Origin of the sequence: Lysobacter enzymogenes, from assembly GCF_017355525.1 — a bacterium.
Classification (GTDB): Bacteria; Pseudomonadota; Gammaproteobacteria; order Xanthomonadales; family Xanthomonadaceae; genus Lysobacter; species Lysobacter enzymogenes_C.
Window position 1 is genome coordinate 3,095,726 of the sequence record NZ_CP067395.1, and the last position, 17,825, is coordinate 3,113,550.

Below are 17,825 nucleotides of genomic sequence, written 5' to 3' on the forward strand. Positions count from 1 at the left end.
CGCGGGCCCGGCCTCCCGTGTGGGCGGCCAGTGTACGTGGCCGCGGGCCCGCGGTCGAAATCGCCGGCGGCCGCGGCCGGGCCGCCCGCTCCGGCGCGAGGCGGCCTTACTTCGAAGTGTTCAACGCCACCGCCGCGCGGATCAGCGCCTGCAAGGCCTTGCCGTCGAGCGTGTCGCCTTCGTGGATATCGATGGCGCGGCGGGTGTTGCCGTCGAGGCTGGCGTTGAACAAACCCTTCGGGTCCGGCAACGACGCGCCCTTGGCGAAAGTCAGCTTGACCGCGGCCTTGTAGGTCTCGCCGGTGCACAGGATGCCGGCGTGCGACCACGTCGGCACGCCGCGCCACTTCCACTCCTCCACCACCTGCGGGTCGGCCTCGTGGATCAGCTTGCGCACCTTTGCCAAGGTTTCGCCGCGCCAGTCGGCGAGTTCCTGGATGCGTTCGTCGATCAACTGCGAGGCGGCGACATCGGCTGCGGGCGCCTTCGCGCCGGTGGTCTTCTTCATGGACGGCTCCCCTATTCGTGATGGGACGGTTCGCGCGCGGCGCCCCCACGCCGCGCGCGGCTCACATGCGTTCGCCGGGCAAACGGCTGGCCTGCGCGATCCAGCCGGCGAGCAAGTCCTCGTCGAACGGATCGTGCTCGTGGATAGGGTGATAGCGCACGTGCTCGATCTTCGACGGCTGCGCCGGCACCGGGTCCAGCGCCGCGCCGCGGAAGAACGTGATCTTGAGGTAACGGTCGAAGCAATGCATGGCGAGGAACCAACTGCCTTCCTCCACCCCATACAGCGGCGTGTTCCACTTGACCGCCTTGCGCACGCCGGGAACCGTGCGCTCGACCAGCGCGTCCAGGCGGCGGCCGAGTTCGCGCTTCCAGCCGGGCATCGCGGCGATGTAGGCCTGCACCGGCGCGTCGCCGAAACCCTTGGGTATCTGCGGATTGCCGCCGGAGAGCAGCTTGGGTTTCGCCGCGCCGGCAGACGCGGGTTCCGCCGCGGCCTTCTTGGCCGCCGCTTTCTTGACCGCGGCTTTTGCAGCGACCTTTTTCGCTGGTTTTGCAGAGGGCTTGGAAGTCTTGCCGGTCATCGTGCGAGCTCCAACCAAGAGACTTGCAGGGACGGAAGATACTCCATTTCCCCAGGGCGCGAAGTCGCGTTACTCGTCCATCCGGCGCACGTCGGCTGCGGTCATGGCGACGCCCCAGGGAACTCGCCCACCCGCACTTCCGTACGCACAGTCAACACCAGCTTGCCCTCGTGATTCTCCGCCAGCTGATAACCGCGCATATCGTCGGCGCCGCCCGCCATCTTCGACAGCATGCTGCGCGCCATCGGGTACTGCGGCTCGCCGCCGTCGTTGGGCTCGGACCACTGCTGGGTCAGGCTGTGCACCGAGCGCAGATCCAGCCCGGCCGCCGCGGCGATCAGCTTCGCCTGCCGCATCGATTCGGCCACCGCCTCGCGCAGCAGCGCGTCGCGCTCGGCGCTCATCGCGCCGTACTCGCGCCGCAATCCCTTGAGCGTGATGCCCTTGAGCGCGGCCAGCCCGCCCAGCGCCTCGGGCAAGGACTGCGGCGGTACGTCGCGGATGTCCAGATCGATCTCGACGGACGAACCGGAAAACCAACGCTCGCCCGCAGCGAAGGTCAGCGAGTCTATGCGGATCTTGTCCTCGGCCACGCCGAGGCCGCGCATAAGCTCCTGGATCGCGATCAGTTCCTTGCTCTTGCGCACCGCGGCCATCGAGCCGACCGAGGCGGTGCCGATCACATGCACTTGCAACGCGATGCCGATGGGCTTGACCCAGGTTTCGCGGGTGACTTGGGTTTCGATGCGGTCGGGAAACTGCTGCATAAATCGTCCATTGATCGGCAAGGGAAACAGAGGCGTGGGCGGATCGCTGTCTGCACGCTACGGCAAACGGCGCGCAGACATCGCGCTCAGGCGGATGGCTCGTCCGCGTCCATCCAGATGTTGCGCAACGAACGCAGATACAGATCGGGCTCGTCCTCGAACAGCAGCGTGCGCTCGCCTTCGGCCAGAATCCCGTTGGCGATCAGCGCATCCACCACCGCGTCGGTGACTTCGGCATACGCGTCCAGATCCGCGAACGAACCCGACGCGAACGGCCAATCGGCCGAGTCGTCGCCGACGAAGGCGACCGCATCGCCGGGGTGCTCCATCAGATACCACGCCACCAGCGCCGCGGCCGCCGGGTGGCCGGCGATTTCGCGCTTGCTCGACACCGGCAAGCGGGCGAACAAAATCCGCTCCTTGCGGGTGACGTTGACCAGGGTGTAGCGGGCTGGCATGCGGCGGTGCTCAGGTTTCATTGGCGCGACGCCAACAGGGTTGTTCGGGCTTCACGGGAAACCCTGGTTTCGATGCGGCCGGCAATCGCAATCGCGAAGTCTGCGGCGGCAGAAGCAAAGCGGATGCTACCGCCGAAACCCGAAACGTCGCCAATGACGGATCACGGACCGGCCTTCAAACCCGGAAGCCGGCACCATTCCACCAACTGCTCATAGGTCAGGCCGCGATCGGCGAAGAACGCCGCCTCCTCCCGCAGCAATTTCTCGGCCTCGTCCCATCGCCCCATCGCATACGCGTAAATCGCCGGGAACCGCCAAGGCATCGCCGGGACCCAACCGGTGGCTTCGAAGTCGCTCAGCGTTTCGACACGGTCGAGCCGGGACAACACGCCGTCGACGACGAAGCCGCAGAGTTTCTCCGACATCTCGACGATATCGACGCGCTCATCGACCTGCCAGGTCGGCGGGGAACCCTCGACCAGCCCTCTCAAGTCGGAGAAGAATTCGCAATTGCCGGGACCCGGCAACCTCGGCGGCTCTTGCCCCCGGATCCGCTTGATGGCGTCGAACATGACCGCGACCGATACGCCGAACATCCCTCGGTCGTCCGAGTTCCACGAGGAAAGATCAAGGCGTATCACTTGCCCGGTTTCGCCATGACGGCGCGTGAAAACGAAACCCTTCTTGCGGAATCCGCGCGTCTTGAGCTCGCCCGCCAGACGATGATCGACTATGGCGGCGATGATGTCCCTGGCTTTCGGCGCTTTTCGCGGGACGCCGCCGGCGTTGGGCCTGGAGCGCTGATCGTCTTCGTTCACTATGCAATCCCTTGCCAAATCAGGCCGAACGGCCATTCATCAACCTACCGCAATCCCAAGTCAGTATTTCGACTTTTCCGCATCGGCGACCCGCATCCGCTCCGCGAACTGGCGCAGAAACGGCCGGTTGTCCTGCAAGGCCTGCGTCAACAGTTCCTCGAACCGCGCCGACCCCAACTCGCGCAAACACTCCAACGCCGACATCCGCGCCCATTCCTGATCGTCGTCGTCGCGATGCCACGCCGCCCAGGCCAGCTCCTCGGCCGCGCGCACGCCCAGGCCGGCCAGCGAGCGGATCGCGCGGCGGCGCACGTACTCGCTGCGGTCGCCGGCCAGCGCGAACAACAGCGCCTGCGCTTCTTCGTCGCCGCTCAGATGGCCCAGCTCCACCGCCAATTGCCAACGCGCGTCGCTCTCGCCGTGGGCGAGCGCGGCGCGCGCGAGAAAGCGCAGCGTGCCGGGACGGCGCTTGCGGATTTCGCGGACCAGATATTGCGCGTCGTTGTCGCGCGCGATGGCGTACAGCACATGGCCGGTCTCGGCCTCGGACCAGCCGCGCGGATGGCGGCCGACGACCCAGTCCAGCACCGCGCGGTGCCACGCCGGCCACTGGCTGTAGTCGCACTCCCACTGGCCCTCGCGCGGGCCGAGCCCGCCGCCGGCCCATTCGCGGAAACGGGTGGTTTCGATGGTCAGATCGGTCATGGCGGCGCGACGGCTCCGTGCTGGCGCTGGCCGCCAGCTTAGCGAAAACCCGGCGCCGTCGTTGCCGCCGTCCGCGTCCCGCCTCACCGCCCCTCACGCTGCCAAACCAATCACATCGGCCGCCCGCGCCGCGCCCCTACCATCGCCCACGGCGGCCCATCGCGCCGCCATGCACAGCCAGGCCAGTCCCTCGCGCGCAAGCGCCGTCGCCTACGGGCCGCACTCGCGGCGCGCGCCGTCCGTCGTCCCCCACCGGAGAAGACCATGAGCCGCAGCCTTCCGATGTTGTGCGTTGTCGTCCTGCTCGTCGCCGCGTTCGCCGGCGATGCCCTCGGCAAGAAGAACGTCGTGCGCCAGCTCGGCGGCGCCTGCGGCGAAGACTCCGACATCGTCGCCACCTGCGATGCCGGTTTGCATTGCAGCAACGGCAATTGCGCGATGAACAGCTTCCTCTCCGACGCCTCGCGCAGCTGCCGCGACATCATGATCAAGGCCGGCGTGATCGGCTCGCGCGACACCGTCGCCGTGCACGACGGCTTTTGCTACAAGAGCTGCGACGGCATGTACGAACTGGCGATGGACGCCACCCCGGTCACCGAGCGGCTGATGCGTCAGGCCCAGGTCGGCTCGCAGGCGTTCGCCGACGAATTCGCCAAGCTGTCGGCCGGCGACAAGGCCAAGTTCAAGGCGGCCGAAGACAAGTGCAACTCGTGCGGCAAGCAATGCACGATCGGCGCCAGCTTCCTCGGCCGCGGCGGCTACTGAGCGTCGCCGCACAACGCAACGACGGCTACGGCAGGCCGGCCAGCGCGCCGGCCACGAACGCGCCGTGCACGGCGGCCGCCGACGCGGGCAACGCGTCGGCGGCGCCGTGCGCGCACTGGCCGGTGTAGACCCGGAACCCCTCGCGCAACGGCGCCGCGTGGCGCGCGGCCAGCGCCACCGGATGCTCGACCCGCACGCCCGTCCACGAACGCTGCGCCCGCTCGACCCAGTGCAGCGCCGCCGGCATGCGCGCCTGCGCCTGCCGCGCATCCTCCGGCGCGAACCGCAGCGCCGCCCCCGTCGAGGCCATGGCCAACGCATAGACCATGAAAGCCGGCCGCACGGCCTGGATGAAATCGCTCGACGTCAGCATGGGGGTGGCCTCGATGGGGGTGCCATCGCACGCTATCGCCGGGCCCGGGCGGGCGCGGGGATTAAATGTCGAGTGGGGGAATCGGGGGGCGAACGGCCGTGAGGGCGGGCGAGCGGCGCGGCGGTTCGGGGGCTGGCGCGAGGCTATACGCCGGACCTTGAGCCCATCCGCTCAGAAGTTCAGCCACACCCACAGCGCCAGCGCACAGCAGGCCAAACCCGCCAGCGCCGCGATTCCGATATCGCGCAGCAACGGCCGCGACACCCCGTCCGCGCCCGCGCCGGGGCCGCGCGTCGCCGCCCGTGCGAGGTGGCGCGACCGCACCCAGCCTTCGGCGAAGCACGGCGCGGTCATCAGGATCAGCCCGGTCGCGATCGCCAGCGGCGGTTTGCCCTCGCTCAGCAGCAACGGGCCGACGAGCAGCCAGAACATAGCGACGGTTGCGATGTGACCGAGTCGGTTCATGGGACCGATCCTAACCCACCGCTCCCCGGCTCCGCCGCCAGCGAACGCAGGTAATGCGTAGGCGCCACACCGACGAACCGGGTGAACGCGGCACTCAACGCATTCGCCGACCCGTAGCCCACCCGTTCGGCGATAGCCGTCAGCCCGTCCTGCCCTTGGCGCAGAAAATTCTTCGCCAACGCCATCCGCCACGACAGCAGATACTCCATCGGCGCCACGCCCATCGCCCGGTTGAAGCGCTCGTAAAACGCCGACCGCGACAACGCGGCCTCCTGCGCCATCGAAGCCACCGTCCAACTGCGCGCCGGCTGCTCGTGCAAACGCCGCACCGCTGCCGCCAGCCGCGCATCGGCCAGACAGCGCAGCAAGCCCGGCGACGCGGCGGTGCCGGACGACGAACGCAGCGCTTCGATCAGCATCACTTCCAGCAGCCGCGCCAGCACGACCTCGCGCGCCGGGCGCTGATGGCGCGCTTCTTCGCTGACCAAACGCACGATGGCGCCCAGGCGCGGATCGCCGCGCACATGGATCAGCTGCGGCAACAGCGACCGCAGCAGCGCGGCGTCCGGCGAGCCGAAGCTCAGGTGGCCGACCAGCGCGCTCAGGTTCGGCGGCGCGTCGGGATCGCCGTGCCGGACTTCGCCGTCGCGCACGCTCGCCGCATCCGGATCGGGGCCGTCGTCGCCGGCCGGCCCGCCGCCGGACAGCACAAAGCCCGACAGCGCCGGGACCAGCACGAAATCGTCCGGCGCCAGCTCGACCGCGGCCCCGCCCTCCACCTGCAGCGAGGCCGCCCCCTCCAGCACCACGCAATAGAAAGGCCGCTCGCCCCCCGGCCGGCGCACGCGCCAGGCGCCGCCGCCGCTGACCACCTTGGACAGCGCCGCCTTGGGTTGCAGCAGCGAGACGACTTCGGCGAGGGGATCGGTCAAGACCGGACGATCCATGGTGTTTTACGGATATTCGACTATGTAGCGTCCGGCAGCGGCTGTCTACAGTGGCGACTCCCGCCCCGCCCTTCGCCTTCGGGGAAGCGGCGTGGCCCTCATCCCCAGGAGCCGCCCCATGAGCGAACCGACGATCAAACCCGACCGCGCCCCGGTCCCCGCCGCCACCCCGACCCTGTCGTTCAACCCGGTCCGCTTCGACGTGCCCGGCCGCCTCGCCCCGCTGGAACTGCGCGTCACCGCCCCGGCCAGCGGCGACGCGCTGCCGATCGTGCTGCTGTCGCACGGCCACGGCAGCTCCAACTACCTGTCCTCCACCCGCGGCTACGCCCCGCTGGTCGACTTCTACGCCGCGCACGGCTTCGTGGTGATCCAGCCGACCCACCAGGACTCCAAGACCCTCGCGCTCGACCCGACCGGCCCCGAAGGCCCGCTGTTCTGGCGCTCGCGCGTGCAGGACCTGCGCGACATCCTCGACCGCCTGGACGCCCTCGAAGCCGCCGTGCCGTTCCTGGCCGGGCGCCTCGACACCACCCGCATCGCCGCCGTCGGCCATTCGCTCGGCGGCCACACCGTCTGCATGCTCGCGGGCATGCGCATGACCGCAGCCAACGGCGAAACCGTCGACCTGATCGAACCGCGCCTCAAGGCCACCGTGGTGTTCGGCGGCCCCGGCGACGGCGCGGATCTGGCCGCGTGGGCGTCGGAAAACTACCCCGAACTCAAGGGCAACGACTTCGCCCCCATGACCCTGCCGATGCTGGTCGTCGCCGGCGACAGGGACTTCCACCCGTTCTTTTCCGAACGCCAGGACTGGCGCGCGGACCCGTATCGGCTGAGCCCGGCGCCGAAGACGCTGTTGACCGTGTTCGGCGCCGAGCATCTGTATGGCGGCATCAGCGGGTACGACGCGAAGGAGACCACCGACGAGGATCCGCAGCGGTTGGCGGATATGCAGCGGTTGAGCTGGGCGTACTTGCGGTCGGCGTTGTATCCGCAGGATTCGGCTTGGCCGGCGGTGGTGGAGGAGTTGGCGAAGGCCGACAAGCCGGTGGCTGCGGTGCAAAGCAAGTAAGGCGGGTTGCGGGTTGCGGCGGTGGCGAGTGCCGGCTACCCAGGCGCAAGCCGCGCCGCCTTGGCCGCAAGCCATCGCGGCTTGCGCGCGACGCGCCGATACCCGCCCGCAAGCCCGCGCAGGTTGCGCGCGACGTATTTGGCTTGCGCGCAACGTCCGAAGCGTTGCGCCCGCAAGCCAAAACGGCTTGCGCGCAAGCCGTTTCGCACCAAGCGCAAGCCGCCGCGCCTCAAGCGCAGGCCAAACGGCTTGCGCGCAACGCTCGACGCCTTGCGAACGCAACACGTGAACCGTCGCGCGCAAGCCTCCGCAGCTTGCGCGCGAAGCGAATCGCCTTGCGGCCGGGATGCGCGGGCTTGCGGCCGGGGCGGCGCGGCTTGCGGGCGAGCCAAAACCGTCCGACCGCGACCCAAAAAGCCTTGCGCGCGACGCCTTCCGGCTCGCGCGCAAGGCTTTTTGGCTTGCGATCGGCGCGGCCCGGGCCGACGCCCTGTCTCGCCGCAGCAACGGCGAGACAGGGCGAGCCGCAACCGCCCCGCCCGCTACCGGCGCAAGGCCCCCACGCGTCAGTGCAGACGCCGCGACGGCGCCGGCCCCGCCCCCTCGTCCCCGACGGGCGACCACACACAGGCATCCATCACCGGATCCAGCCGCCGCGCCAGCGCCTGGAACACCTCCCGCAGCAAGCGATGGTCCTGCCCGGCGGGATAACCGATTTCGACCAACACCTCCGGCTGCAAAGTCCGCACGATCCCGTGCAACTCCTGCTGGAAAGCGGAAAGCGCTTTGAACGCGTCAACGGGCATCACCACCCCTTCGTGCGGGGGCGTGGAGTCGGATTTACGGGGCATACGCGGCACTCCTGTCCTTGAGCGGAAAACCCGCGCGGCGCGGCGTGCGGCCGGCGGGGTGTCGGGAGGCTCTAACCGCTCGAAGCCGGCGGGCGTATTCCCCTTGCGGGTCTTGTATTAGCCGCCCTCCCGACGCAGGAAGCCGCATCGGCATGTCTAAACGTCAGACATGAAAAACCCACCGTTTACGTAAGGTGGGTACCGCTTCGAGCGGAGATTAGAGGCTCCGTGATCGGGACTTTGCGGAGCCATCCAACGACCGTCAATCAGACACGTCCGAATTTATCCGTCAAATACGTATCACTACAGAGGACATTCCGGAAGCTTTAGTCTGGTGACGACAATCTCCGCTCTCGACCCAAAGCGGACGCATTTGGCTCTGATGCTACCGGGAAAGCGGGGATAACCTCTCCGCAGAGGGCAAGCCCGCCAGGAGAGTGGATTTTGACGATCCTCAACATCTTCGTGCGACCCGATCGAGCGTTGATCGGAATGGACACCACCGTTGTCAACAGTCAAGGGGGCAAGAGCTTCGAAGCGAACAAGTTCGGAGTGTTGCCGGAGTCGGGGCTCTTCATGGGCTGGCGTGGAGATACCGCGGCGGGCGCCATTCTCTTCGCGGAGTGCCTTGCCGCTCAGTGTTACATCGATTTCGATGTGATAGAGCCCGAGATGCCCCGCCTCATCGTGGAAACTCTCAAGATTCGCCACCAGCAACGAATTGATCAAGGCGCCCCTCCGGAAGTGCTGTCGTCTCCCCACTGTCACAATATTCAAGTCGGCCTAGTCGGTTGGTCGAAAAGTGCAGGACGAATGCGAGGTATTCTGTTCACCAAGCAAGGCGAAGCCGGCGACGTCGGCGCTGAGCCAATCTCGGCTACCGGAATAATTGCACCTGGTGACATCATCGCCCCATCCCTGCGCAAGCCGGTTTCTAGCGTTGCTGCGATGGAGCGCGTAGCGCGTGCACAGTACAACGCCGCCAAGGCGAAGGGTGACTCGCTTGGTGGCGGATTTGGTGGGGCGCTTCTGCTGATTGAACTCGAGCGGGATCAGGTCCGGATCCGGCGTCGACGCATATTCGAGAAGCCGGTAGGTTGATGGCTAGTCGTCGATCTGCATTAGCGACCAAATCCCGCCCATAACTCTACTGACCTCGGCGTAATAGCTCACCAGCCAACCATATCGATGATCGCCATTTGTAGAGTGGCTGCGCTTGGCGGAGCAGTGGGGCAACCTCTTGGGTGAGCCAACCTGAAACCCGTAACGAAGGGCTGGAATTCGATGGAGGTTAGGGCAGGGCAGCTTTCGACCCAAAGCGGACATCCGCCGAAGCGCACGCTCCGCACCCTGCTGGGTCCGGCTATACGTCGGCTTGATGGCCGGACCCAGCGGACCTAAGATCGAGCGGTATCAAGGGGATAGCCCACCATACGGTGCGCTGTGATAAGTCGTATAACCGGACCCCGGGATCCGGCCACTAGGTAGTTAGGCCCCATGGCGACAACTAAACCGCTCACAGAAGAAGAGCTAGTCGCGCACAGGCGCGGCAAGTGGTCTGTAGCCGGAGTACCGCATCTCGGCTGGGCTTGCGTAGATATTGAGGATCTTGGAGAACCGCAGATCGATTGTGAGATGTGCGAGTCGCAGACTATTCGCTACGTCCATCACATGGAGCACCCAGATTACCCGGACGTTCTTGAGGTTGGGTGTGTATGTGCCGGTCACATGGAGGGCGACGTAGCGGCCTCACGAGCCCGTGAAGCATCTATGAAAAGCCGCGCAGCAAAGCGCAAGCGTTGGACTTCGCGTGCTTGGAAAGTTTCGGCAAAAGGCAATCCACATATCACTTCGGATGGATTCCGTATTACCGTTTACCCGCGCGGCGACGGTTGGGCCTACACCCTGGCGGCACTAGATAATTCAACTGTCTTACACGCTCGTCGCAACTACAAGTCTCCAGCCGAGGCCAAACTTGCTGCCTTCGACCACATCACCCGTCTGCAATCCAAAGATGGGGCATAACAATTCATTCAAGCCGAACCCGCTTCGCGGGTCGGCTTAATTCAGGCGTTAGAAGGCGCTCAAGATGGACCTATCTCGCGCTCAATTAGACGCATTTCGAGGGCTCCACTACTTCCATGAAAACTTGAATATTCACATCAAGTCCTCCACTGCCGGGATCATATTGCTTGCCGACGCCGCCAGCACAAACATCGATCCTCGCCACCTGGGTGAACTGATAAGAAGATCTCATCCGGCGTGGAATTCCCCACCTGTGCATCAACTCGATCTTGATATCTACAAAAGAATCTACTGCTCTGTAGGCGCGTATGCCATCGTGGCTATCTTCTCTGCACTTGATGACTTCCTGACCGGCTTGGAAGCAGATATTTCTCGATTTGAAGCAAAGGGAAATCCTGTAGCGAGACAACCGAAAGTCGCTGACAATGACCAAGCCGAGCCGATTGAGACCCTTTACAACCGCTACTCTTGGCCTACGACCGGAATCACATCCATACTCCCTGCACTAAAATACTTTCGACTGATTCGCAACTGCCTCGCCCATAGATCCTCACGTGCTTCTCTCGCACTTTCTGACCACTCGAAAGATCAAGCTTTTCAAGCTGGCATGAAGGGGCTACTTGAGCGCACCACCCCCTCAGCTCCAACTTACGAGCGAAACGAAGAAATATTCGTTGATCCTACTCTAGCGATTTGCTGCTCTGACGTAATCAGAACCATCGCTGCAGACTGCAATCAAAAGTGTTTGAAGCTTCTCGGGATAGATGGATTTCTACGTCTAGTGTGTCAGAACCTAGACAACCCACAAAAATGCTCCACTGCCGCCTACAAATCGCCAGAGGCGGTTCTTAATCTAGCCTTGATTGAGCGATACAGAGTCGGTGTCACAGACAAATACGAAGCACCTAAAGAAGTGCAGCGCCTAGGATTGTGGAAAGATTTCTACAAATCCTTTCAAACCAATTACAAGACATGAGTGCTCTCTGACAGTTCATGCGAGCCGATTCTGTTTGCGGCTCGGCTTAATTCAAGCATTAGACCACTCTAATGGAGATTGTGTGTACTCGTACGATCAGAAGCCGAACACCCAGTTTTCCGACGCCGCCCAGACGAGCATTCAGGCAATTCGCGAGTCGGAGTATTCGGTACTCGTTGGCCGCAACAATTGCGGCAAATCGTTTTTTCTCAAGACTCTGGCTCAGCAGTGGGGAGTCAAGGCATCGTATATAGGCCCGGCCCGCTACCAGAATTTCAATGTGCTCGGAAGCTATACGCCTAACCGAAATCGGTTAAGCGAGCGATACAGCCAGTTCTTGAGCATGTTCACGCAACAACAGCAAAACACGGACAACTCGCCGATAAACCTTCAGCAAGCGGTTGCCGAGCTGTCCGATGTGCAACGCGCCAAGCTCATAGAGATTATCGACCTGTTGCTTGGGGCAAAGTTAGAGATCTTGCATACCGTCGCTGGCAACTCGATGTCCCAGCTGTACATCTCGTGCAATGGCCACAATCTTTCTTACACAAGCTCTGGCTTTCGACTTATCGCTACTCTACTCACGAGTCTTCTTGACACAGAATACGACACGTTTCTCATTGACGAACCGGAACTTGGCATTAGCCCAGAAGCACAGGGAGTACTAGCCGACTTCCTGTTTGATCGCCAGCACCGCGAACGCTTCTTCTCGCACATCCGTACGATTGTCTTTGCCACCCATTCTACCGTCTTCCTAGACCGTCGAAACGTGAGCAATAACTACATGGTCTCAAAGCTTGGCGACATCATTAACGCTGAGCGAGTCGCGACACAAGCAGAACTAAACAAGATTCACTTCTTTTTGCTCGGCAACCGATTTGAGACCCTGTATCTGCCTTCGGCGATCGTTCTCGTCGAGGGAAAGACTGACCACAAGTTCATTGAAAGAACTGCGACCTTAAAGTTTCCTGCTGCACAAATCAGCGTAATTCAGGCGAATTCAGATTCGCGAATTAAGGAAGTGCTTAACATCGCGAAAGGAATTTTCGGAGACCTGCAGAAGAGCCCATACAAGGATCGCGTCTTCGTGGTTCTTGACGCAGTTCATGCGGCCGGACTCCCCGAGCAACTACAGCAAATGGGGATTGAGCGTGCCAACGTCGTTACGTGGCCCCTCAACGGCATTGAGTACTACTACCCGCCATCTATCATCGAGTCCGTGTACGGCATGGGTGGCGAACTACAGATTGCTGGCGATGTCATTTCCAAGAACGGCATCTCGTACACGAAGAACGAGTTGGCAGACAAGGTCTGTGCACTACTCACACCAGCCACGACGCATCATCCAGACTTCGAGAGTCTGCTCCTTGAGCCCCTCAACGCAAGAGTGGTCTAACAATTCGTCCAAACCGACTCCGCGCCGCGGCGCGACTTAGCTCAGGCGTTGCTTGATGTCCGCTTCTGGCCGAAAGCGGACATCTGGCCTCTGGCTCCGCTCCCATCGCTGATATCGGTTGGGCGTTCTCGCCGCTAGTTTGCTGACCCCCTTCACGAATCCTCGCGTCGCTCCCCTACGGCTACAATCCCCGCAGTGACAACCCAGGCGACACCCAGGTAAATGGAGCTCTTCAGCCTCGCCATCGCCGGCTTCTCAATCGTCGTCGCCGCGCTGCTCTGGCTGACGTACGTAGCCTTCCTCAAGATCCCAGGCAAGTCGGCGTACTCGATCCTGTCGTGCACCGTCCTGTTGGGCGCGCTGGTCGCACTGCAGCTCGGACACTTGCTCTATTTCACCGGCGGGCCGGCACCGCTGGACACCCTCGCCTACCGGATCGCGCTGTTCGTGGCGCCGCCGTCGTTCTTTTTCTTCGGGCGCTGGGCGCTGCTGCCGGACGAGCCGTTCCGGCCGGCGTTGCTGCTGGCCTTGTTGCCGATCGCGCTGCTGCTGATCCCGCGGCTGGACGTGTCGCTGCCGATGCTGTTCGCGGTCGGCGCGGGCTTCGCGCTGTGGCTGGGCCGCCTGGTCTATGGCCTGCGCGCCCAGCGCAAGCAGTTCCGCTTCGAGTTCTTCTGGTTCGGGGTCATGTCCGCCTTCGCGGTCGGCGTGCTCGCGCTCGGCTTCGCGCTGCCCTACATCGACCCCGTTTGGTTCTATCGCTTCTACTGCTACGCGATCGGCGCGGCGTTCGCGATCATGGTCGTCGCGCTGATCGCCCATCCCGACCTCATCGCCGACCTCACCGAGGCGGCGCAGTTGCGCTACGGCAAGTCCACGCTGCGGGACGCGGACGTCGACGGCCTGCTGGCCCGGCTGGCCGCGCTGATGGCCGATCCGAAGGTCTACCGGAACGAGGCGCTCACCCTGAGCACGCTGGCCGCGGATCTCGGCGTCACCGGGCACCAGCTGTCGGAACTGGTCAACACGCGGTTGGGCATGGGCTTCCCGCGCTATGTGCGCGAGCGCCGGGTGGCGGCGGCCAAGGCGATGCTGGTGGCGGAGCCGAACGCGTCGATCCTCGCCGTCGGCATGGACACGGGCTTCAAGTCGCAGTCGACGTTCTATGCCGCCTTCAAGGAAGTGACCGGGCAGTCGCCCGGCGACTACCGCAAGGCGAACGCGAAGGGCTCCTGACGGCGCCTGCCGCGGCGCGAGCGCGCGGGGAAAAACGGCTCCGGACTCCGGGATGATCTTCCAGGAGTCCCGCAAGTCGTTGACGGCAAAGGGCATGGGAACAATGCGATCCGGACTGATCAGTCCGGAAGCGCGGCCTCGCCGGGGTCCGTCAACCTCGCTCCATCGAACCCGCCGATGGAGCTTCTGGTGTCCTTTCCTGCCCCCTACGCCGCCAGCGACGGCATCAAGGCCTACACCCAACTGGGCCTGCGCCTGTACGACCCGCTGATCGTCGGCCTGTTGGCCCGCCATGTGTGGGAGTGTCCGGCCGAGACCTTCGTCGCCGCCTACCGCAGGCACCTGCGGGCCAATCACGCCGATGTGGGCGTCGGCACCGGCTACTGCCTGGACCGGTGCGGCTTCGACGTGCCGGCCCCGCGTCTGGCGCTGATCGACCTGCAGCCGAACTGCCTGGGGTTCACCGCCCGGCGGCTGTCCCGCTACCGCCCCGAGACCTATCTGCGCGATGCCCGCCAGCCCCTGCGCGGCATCCCCGCGTTCGACTCGGTGGCGCTCGGCGGCCTGCTGCATTGCCTGCCCGGCGACATGCGCGAGAAGGCGGCGGTGTTCGATGCCTTGCGGCCGATCTGCAACCCCGGCGCGACGGTCTTCGGCTTCACCCTGGTCAACGACGCGGTCGCCGCCACGCGCAGCCGCCGGCTCGCCTGGCGCGCCCTGAACGACCTGCGCGTCGTCAATTGCCGCGACGACACGGCCGATGGCCTGCGCCACGAACTCGCCGCGCGCTTCGACGACTGCACGGTCGAGACGATCGGCTGCTTCGCCTTCTTCAGCGCCCGCGTCCACTGATTCCCACCTGTCCCAGGAAACCCACCCATGACCGCATCGCCCGGCATTGCCGAAACCACCCAGCGCATCGCCTGCCGCGCCGAAGACGCGTGGAACGCGGTGTGCTTCTACGAGCACATCCAGCGCAAACCGTCGCTGTTCCTGCGCAGCGTGCTGCCGGTGCCGATGCGCACGACCGGCTGCGCCGGCAAGGTCGGCGATACGTCGCGGTGCATGTACAGCGATGGCGGCTATCTCGCCAAGCGGATCACCGAGGTGGTCCCGGGGGAACGCGTCGAGTTCGAGGTGATCGAGCACAGCATCCGTTACTGCCGCAGCATCGCGCTCAGGGGCGGCAGCATTAGCGTCGTCGCCGATGGCGACGGGGCTTGCTCGGTGCATATGCTTACCCGCTACGAACTGCAGTCGCGTTGGCTTCGGCTGTTGCGCCCCTTCATCGAGTTCACGATTTCGGCGATGCATCGGATCGTGATGCGCGACATGCAGGAGCGGCTTGAGGCGCAGGCTGCGAACTGGCTCTGCACGAGCGACCCATCGGCCTGAGACTGCGCATCCGGGGCGTGGAAGGTTCTCGATTCGATGGAAGGCGTTCTTCGATCTGAGCCGAAGGGCGGCTGATCCACCGCGAAGGGGCGACGACTTCACCGACCGGCGTTCCCCGCCGGATGTCCGGTCGGCGCGAATGCCCGCGTTTTATCCAGTGACATTCTGCGCATTCGCCCCGCGCCTCTGATCGCACTACGCGCCGCTCGGATCGGTCTTGCGCACGCCAGTGCGCGGGCGTCCGACGCTGCGTCGCGTTCGGCAAAAAGGACTTTGCCATGCCGCCCCGTGTCCTCGATCAACTAGCCACCGGCCTGCACCGCGCATGGCAGGAATCCTTCGTCGACCGCTATCGCCTGTGGTCGGCGCGGGTGAGCGGCATCGAAGTCACCCAAGCCATCCAGTACCACCGCGCGAACGAGCATCTGACCGATGCGGCCGACCGCGGCGCCGACAATTCGGTGCAGCTGATCGCGTTCAAAGCCGCATGGGTGCGCGTGTACGTGCGCGCGGGCCTGCTGGGCATCGTCGCCGACGTCACCGGGACGCTGGAAGTCTCGCGTCGGAATCGCTTGCGCGAGTACGAGCCGGTCGACACCTACGCGCCGCAAGGCGGCCCGGTCAGCGCCGTGCAGTTCCCCGACTATCGCGACGAGCGCGGCGACCTGGGCCGCAGCCTCAACTTCGTGATACCGGCCAGCGAGTTTTACGGCACGTTGCGCCTGACCGCGCGCCTGACCGGGCACGACGGCAGCGAGAAGTCGGTGGGCGTCAGCGCGCATCTGGTGCAGACGCTGCGCGTGCGCGGCATCCTGGTGGCCTACGACGGCGACAGCACGTCGGCGCGGGCGACGCCGGGCGCGCCGGTGACGCGATTGGTCTTGCCGGCGCCGACGCTGGCGGATCTGCAAACCACCGCGGCGACCGCGCTGGCGGCGATGCCGGTGCAGGCCACCGGCTCGTTCGCGGTGTGCTCGAACCTGGATTGGTCGACGCCGCTGGACGATGCGCGCGTCGCGCCGGGCAAGTGCTCGGACAACTGGAACGATCTGCTCGACGCGATGTCGCTGCTGCGCGACAACGACGGCAATCGCGACGACGTGGTGTACTACGGCCTGTTGCCGAGCGGCATTCCGCTGGGTGTGCCCGGCTGCGGCGACGACGGGCTGGGCGCGGCGGCGGTCGGCAACGACCAGACGTTCCTGCACGAGACCGGGCACGGCTACGGTTTCCAGCACACGCCGTGCGGCGCGGCCGGCACCACCGATCCCAACTATCCGACCTATGAGCCGTACATGTCGGCGTCGATCGGCGAGTTCGGCCTGGACATCCGCGACGGCACGATTCACGACCCGCAGCTCGTCGCCGACTACATGAGCTATTGCCGGCCGCGCTGGATGTCGCTGTACCAGCATCGGCGCTTGCTCGCGCATCCGCGACTGGCGCCGGAGTGGTTGGGGCCGGATTTCCCGATCCGGCCGCCGTTGGAGCGGCCGTTCTACCTCGAACACCTGTGGTGGCCCGATCCGCCGTGGCGCTATCAAGGCCCGGAGTGGCGGATGACGCCGGTGATTTCCTTGCAAGGGCGGGTGCTGGAGAACGGGCGCATCGAGGTCGAATCGGTTGCGCGTATTGAGGTGGCGGCGCCTGCGTTGGGAATCCCGACGCAGTGGAGCGCGCAGCTGCTGGATGAGCAAGGCGGAGTTCTGTCGCGAGCGGTGTTGATGCGGCGCGAACCGCAAGGCGGCGGTTGCTGCTGTGGCGGCGGCCATGCGCGTCGCGACGATGATGCGCCGCCGTTTGCGTTCCGCGCGTACCTGCGCAATGTCGCGCCGGGTGCGTCGCTGCGGATCGATGGGCCGGACAAGCAGAGCTGGAGTCGCAAGGCTGGCGCGCAGCCGCCGCGGTTTACGCACGTGGCGGCTGCAGTGAGCGGCGAGCGAGAACTCGCGCTGGAATGGAAGCTAGATGCTGCGGACGTCAAGGATGTCTGGGCGCAATGGCGTCGCGACGAGAAAGACGCTTGGCATGGCTTGGCCATCGGGTTGCGCGGCAACCAGGCGAGGTTGTCGCTGCAAGGGCTGCCGCCGCATCGCATACAAGTCCGGCTGATCGCGCACGACGGGTTCCATTCCAGCGAATCCGAACCGGTCGACGTTGAACTGCCGGAGCGCGAGCCGGTGCTGGCCCTCATCAGCCCGTCTGCCGGCAAGACCTTCCGTGTCGGCCGTCCGATGCAGTTGCAAGGCAACCTCACCGATAGTTCCGGTCAGCCGCTGCCCGAGGATCGGCTGACGTGGTGGCTCGATGGGGTGCAGATCGGTCACGGTCGCGAGCGCTGGCTTAGCGCGCCCGCTGCGGGGGATCACGAGTTGGTGGTGCAGACCGAGTGGAGCGGAGGGGTTGCGAAGCGGGCGGTGAAGTTCACGACGGAACGCGGGCCTGGGCGTAGCGGATAAAGCGCCGGCTTCGCACGGTGGTT

20 protein-coding genes are annotated in these 17,825 nt (G+C 65.0%); 10 read left to right on the forward strand and 10 right to left on the reverse strand.

The window, feature by feature from the left end; all coding sequences use genetic code 11:
• Positions 1–106: 106 nt before the first annotated feature.
• The 6 genes from JHW38_RS12955 to JHW38_RS12980 form a co-directional block, all read right to left on the reverse strand.
• Positions 107–508, reverse strand: coding sequence for a DUF1801 domain-containing protein (locus tag JHW38_RS12955; protein ID WP_207521741.1), 402 nt, complete (start codon positions 506–508; stop codon positions 107–109).
• A gap of 61 nt (positions 509–569) precedes the next feature.
• Positions 570–1,091: a DUF1801 domain-containing protein gene (locus JHW38_RS12960; protein WP_207521742.1), complete on the reverse strand. Its 522-nt coding sequence runs from the start codon at positions 1,089–1,091 to the stop codon at positions 570–572.
• A 101-nt stretch (positions 1,092–1,192) separates the two neighbouring features.
• Positions 1,193–1,858: an SIMPL domain-containing protein gene (locus tag JHW38_RS12965; protein ID WP_207521743.1), complete on the reverse strand. Its 666-nt coding sequence runs from the start codon at positions 1,856–1,858 to the stop codon at positions 1,193–1,195.
• An 86-nt stretch (positions 1,859–1,944) separates the two neighbouring features.
• Positions 1,945–2,316: a hypothetical protein gene (locus JHW38_RS12970; protein ID WP_207521744.1), complete on the reverse strand. Its 372-nt coding sequence runs from the start codon at positions 2,314–2,316 to the stop codon at positions 1,945–1,947.
• A gap of 161 nt (positions 2,317–2,477) precedes the next feature.
• Positions 2,478–3,134 (reverse strand): DUF4304 domain-containing protein, encoded by a 657-nt coding sequence (locus tag JHW38_RS12975; protein ID WP_207521745.1) that lies wholly within the window; start codon positions 3,132–3,134, stop codon positions 2,478–2,480.
• Positions 3,135–3,194: 60 nt separating this feature from the next.
• Positions 3,195–3,839, reverse strand: a complete 645-nt coding sequence (locus JHW38_RS12980) for a HEAT repeat domain-containing protein (RefSeq protein WP_207521746.1) — start codon at positions 3,837–3,839, stop codon at positions 3,195–3,197.
• Positions 3,840–4,103: 264 nt separating this feature from the next.
• Here JHW38_RS12980 and JHW38_RS12985 point away from each other — a divergent pair, with 264 nt between their 5' ends.
• Entirely contained in the window at positions 4,104–4,604 is a 501-nt protein-coding gene (locus JHW38_RS12985) for a hypothetical protein (RefSeq protein WP_207521747.1), read from the forward strand.
• A gap of 25 nt (positions 4,605–4,629) precedes the next feature.
• On the opposite strand, the gene JHW38_RS12990 is transcribed toward JHW38_RS12985, so the two are convergent.
• The 3 genes from JHW38_RS12990 to JHW38_RS13000 form a co-directional block, all read right to left on the reverse strand.
• Complete coding sequence (locus tag JHW38_RS12990; protein ID WP_207521748.1) at positions 4,630–4,977, reverse strand: hypothetical protein; 348 nt, start codon at positions 4,975–4,977, stop codon at positions 4,630–4,632.
• 171 nt (positions 4,978–5,148) lie between these two features.
• A complete protein-coding gene (locus tag JHW38_RS12995; RefSeq protein WP_207521749.1) occupies positions 5,149–5,442 on the reverse strand; it encodes a hypothetical protein in 294 nt (97 codons plus the stop codon).
• The gene (locus tag JHW38_RS13000) at positions 5,439–6,374 is read right to left on the reverse strand and encodes an AraC family transcriptional regulator (RefSeq protein ID WP_207521750.1); all 936 of its coding nucleotides are present in this window, start codon (positions 6,372–6,374) and stop codon (positions 5,439–5,441) included. The genes JHW38_RS12995 and JHW38_RS13000 overlap by 4 nt, the downstream gene beginning before the upstream one ends.
• A gap of 133 nt (positions 6,375–6,507) precedes the next feature.
• On the opposite strand from JHW38_RS13000, the gene JHW38_RS13005 reads away from it, so the two are divergent.
• Positions 6,508–7,464, forward strand: a complete 957-nt coding sequence (locus JHW38_RS13005; protein ID WP_207521751.1) for an alpha/beta hydrolase family protein — start codon at positions 6,508–6,510, stop codon at positions 7,462–7,464.
• Positions 7,465–8,030: 566 nt separating this feature from the next.
• Here the strand turns inward: JHW38_RS13005 and JHW38_RS13010 are convergent.
• On the reverse strand, positions 8,031–8,315 hold the full coding sequence (locus JHW38_RS13010; RefSeq protein WP_207521752.1) for a hypothetical protein: 285 nt from the start codon (positions 8,313–8,315) through the stop codon (positions 8,031–8,033).
• Between the two features lie 444 nt (positions 8,316–8,759).
• Between JHW38_RS13010 and JHW38_RS13015 the strand changes: the two genes are divergently transcribed.
• The 8 genes from JHW38_RS13015 to JHW38_RS13050 all read left to right on the forward strand — a co-directional run bounded on the left by JHW38_RS13015 (position 8,760) and on the right by JHW38_RS13050 (position 17,802).
• Positions 8,760–9,416, forward strand: coding sequence for a hypothetical protein (locus tag JHW38_RS13015; protein ID WP_207521753.1), 657 nt, complete (start codon positions 8,760–8,762; stop codon positions 9,414–9,416).
• A 669-nt stretch (positions 9,417–10,085) separates the two neighbouring features.
• Positions 10,086–10,340: a hypothetical protein gene (locus JHW38_RS13020; protein ID WP_207521754.1), complete on the forward strand. Its 255-nt coding sequence runs from the start codon at positions 10,086–10,088 to the stop codon at positions 10,338–10,340.
• A 64-nt stretch (positions 10,341–10,404) separates the two neighbouring features.
• Positions 10,405–11,316 carry a hypothetical protein gene (locus JHW38_RS13025; protein WP_207521755.1) on the forward strand — a complete coding sequence of 304 codons (912 nt, stop codon included), beginning with the start codon at positions 10,405–10,407 and terminating at the stop codon, positions 11,314–11,316.
• A gap of 82 nt (positions 11,317–11,398) precedes the next feature.
• Positions 11,399–12,712, forward strand: coding sequence for an ATP-dependent nuclease (locus JHW38_RS13030; RefSeq protein ID WP_207521756.1), 1,314 nt, complete (start codon positions 11,399–11,401; stop codon positions 12,710–12,712).
• A gap of 222 nt (positions 12,713–12,934) precedes the next feature.
• A complete protein-coding gene (locus JHW38_RS13035) occupies positions 12,935–13,948 on the forward strand; it encodes a helix-turn-helix domain-containing protein (protein ID WP_207521757.1) in 1,014 nt (337 codons plus the stop codon).
• A gap of 189 nt (positions 13,949–14,137) precedes the next feature.
• Positions 14,138–14,800, forward strand: coding sequence for a class I SAM-dependent methyltransferase (locus JHW38_RS13040; protein WP_207521758.1), 663 nt, complete (start codon positions 14,138–14,140; stop codon positions 14,798–14,800).
• A gap of 27 nt (positions 14,801–14,827) precedes the next feature.
• Positions 14,828–15,343, forward strand: a complete 516-nt coding sequence (locus JHW38_RS13045) for a hypothetical protein (protein WP_207521759.1) — start codon at positions 14,828–14,830, stop codon at positions 15,341–15,343.
• A gap of 371 nt (positions 15,344–15,714) precedes the next feature.
• Positions 15,715–17,802: a hypothetical protein gene (locus JHW38_RS13050; RefSeq protein ID WP_207521760.1), complete on the forward strand. Its 2,088-nt coding sequence runs from the start codon at positions 15,715–15,717 to the stop codon at positions 17,800–17,802.
• Positions 17,803–17,825 lie beyond the last annotated feature (23 nt).

What these genes read in the sequence shown, in the direction of transcription:
- JHW38_RS12965 (WP_207521743.1), bottom strand. Translation starts at nt 1,858, where the DNA reads ATGCAGCAGTTTCCCGACCGCATCGAAACCCAAGTCACCCGCGAAACC.
- JHW38_RS13025 (WP_207521755.1), top strand. Translation starts at nt 10,405, where the DNA reads ATGGACCTATCTCGCGCTCAATTAGACGCATTTCGAGGGCTCCACTAC.
- JHW38_RS12970 (WP_207521744.1), bottom strand. Translation starts at nt 2,316, where the DNA reads ATGCCAGCCCGCTACACCCTGGTCAACGTCACCCGCAAGGAGCGGATT.
- JHW38_RS12985 (WP_207521747.1), top strand. Translation starts at nt 4,104, where the DNA reads ATGAGCCGCAGCCTTCCGATGTTGTGCGTTGTCGTCCTGCTCGTCGCC.
- JHW38_RS13020 (WP_207521754.1), top strand. Translation starts at nt 10,086, where the DNA reads ATGAAAAGCCGCGCAGCAAAGCGCAAGCGTTGGACTTCGCGTGCTTGG.
- JHW38_RS12955 (WP_207521741.1), bottom strand. Translation starts at nt 508, where the DNA reads ATGAAGAAGACCACCGGCGCGAAGGCGCCCGCAGCCGATGTCGCCGCC.
- JHW38_RS13005 (WP_207521751.1), top strand. Translation starts at nt 6,508, where the DNA reads ATGAGCGAACCGACGATCAAACCCGACCGCGCCCCGGTCCCCGCCGCC.
- JHW38_RS13045 (WP_207521759.1), top strand. Translation starts at nt 14,828, where the DNA reads ATGACCGCATCGCCCGGCATTGCCGAAACCACCCAGCGCATCGCCTGC.
- JHW38_RS12980 (WP_207521746.1), bottom strand. Translation starts at nt 3,839, where the DNA reads ATGACCGATCTGACCATCGAAACCACCCGTTTCCGCGAATGGGCCGGC.
- JHW38_RS12995 (WP_207521749.1), bottom strand. Translation starts at nt 5,442, where the DNA reads ATGAACCGACTCGGTCACATCGCAACCGTCGCTATGTTCTGGCTGCTC.
- JHW38_RS12990 (WP_207521748.1), bottom strand. Translation starts at nt 4,977, where the DNA reads ATGCTGACGTCGAGCGATTTCATCCAGGCCGTGCGGCCGGCTTTCATG.
- JHW38_RS13035 (WP_207521757.1), top strand. Translation starts at nt 12,935, where the DNA reads ATGGAGCTCTTCAGCCTCGCCATCGCCGGCTTCTCAATCGTCGTCGCC.
- JHW38_RS12960 (WP_207521742.1), bottom strand. Translation starts at nt 1,091, where the DNA reads ATGACCGGCAAGACTTCCAAGCCCTCTGCAAAACCAGCGAAAAAGGTC.
- JHW38_RS13010 (WP_207521752.1), bottom strand. Translation starts at nt 8,315, where the DNA reads ATGCCCCGTAAATCCGACTCCACGCCCCCGCACGAAGGGGTGGTGATG.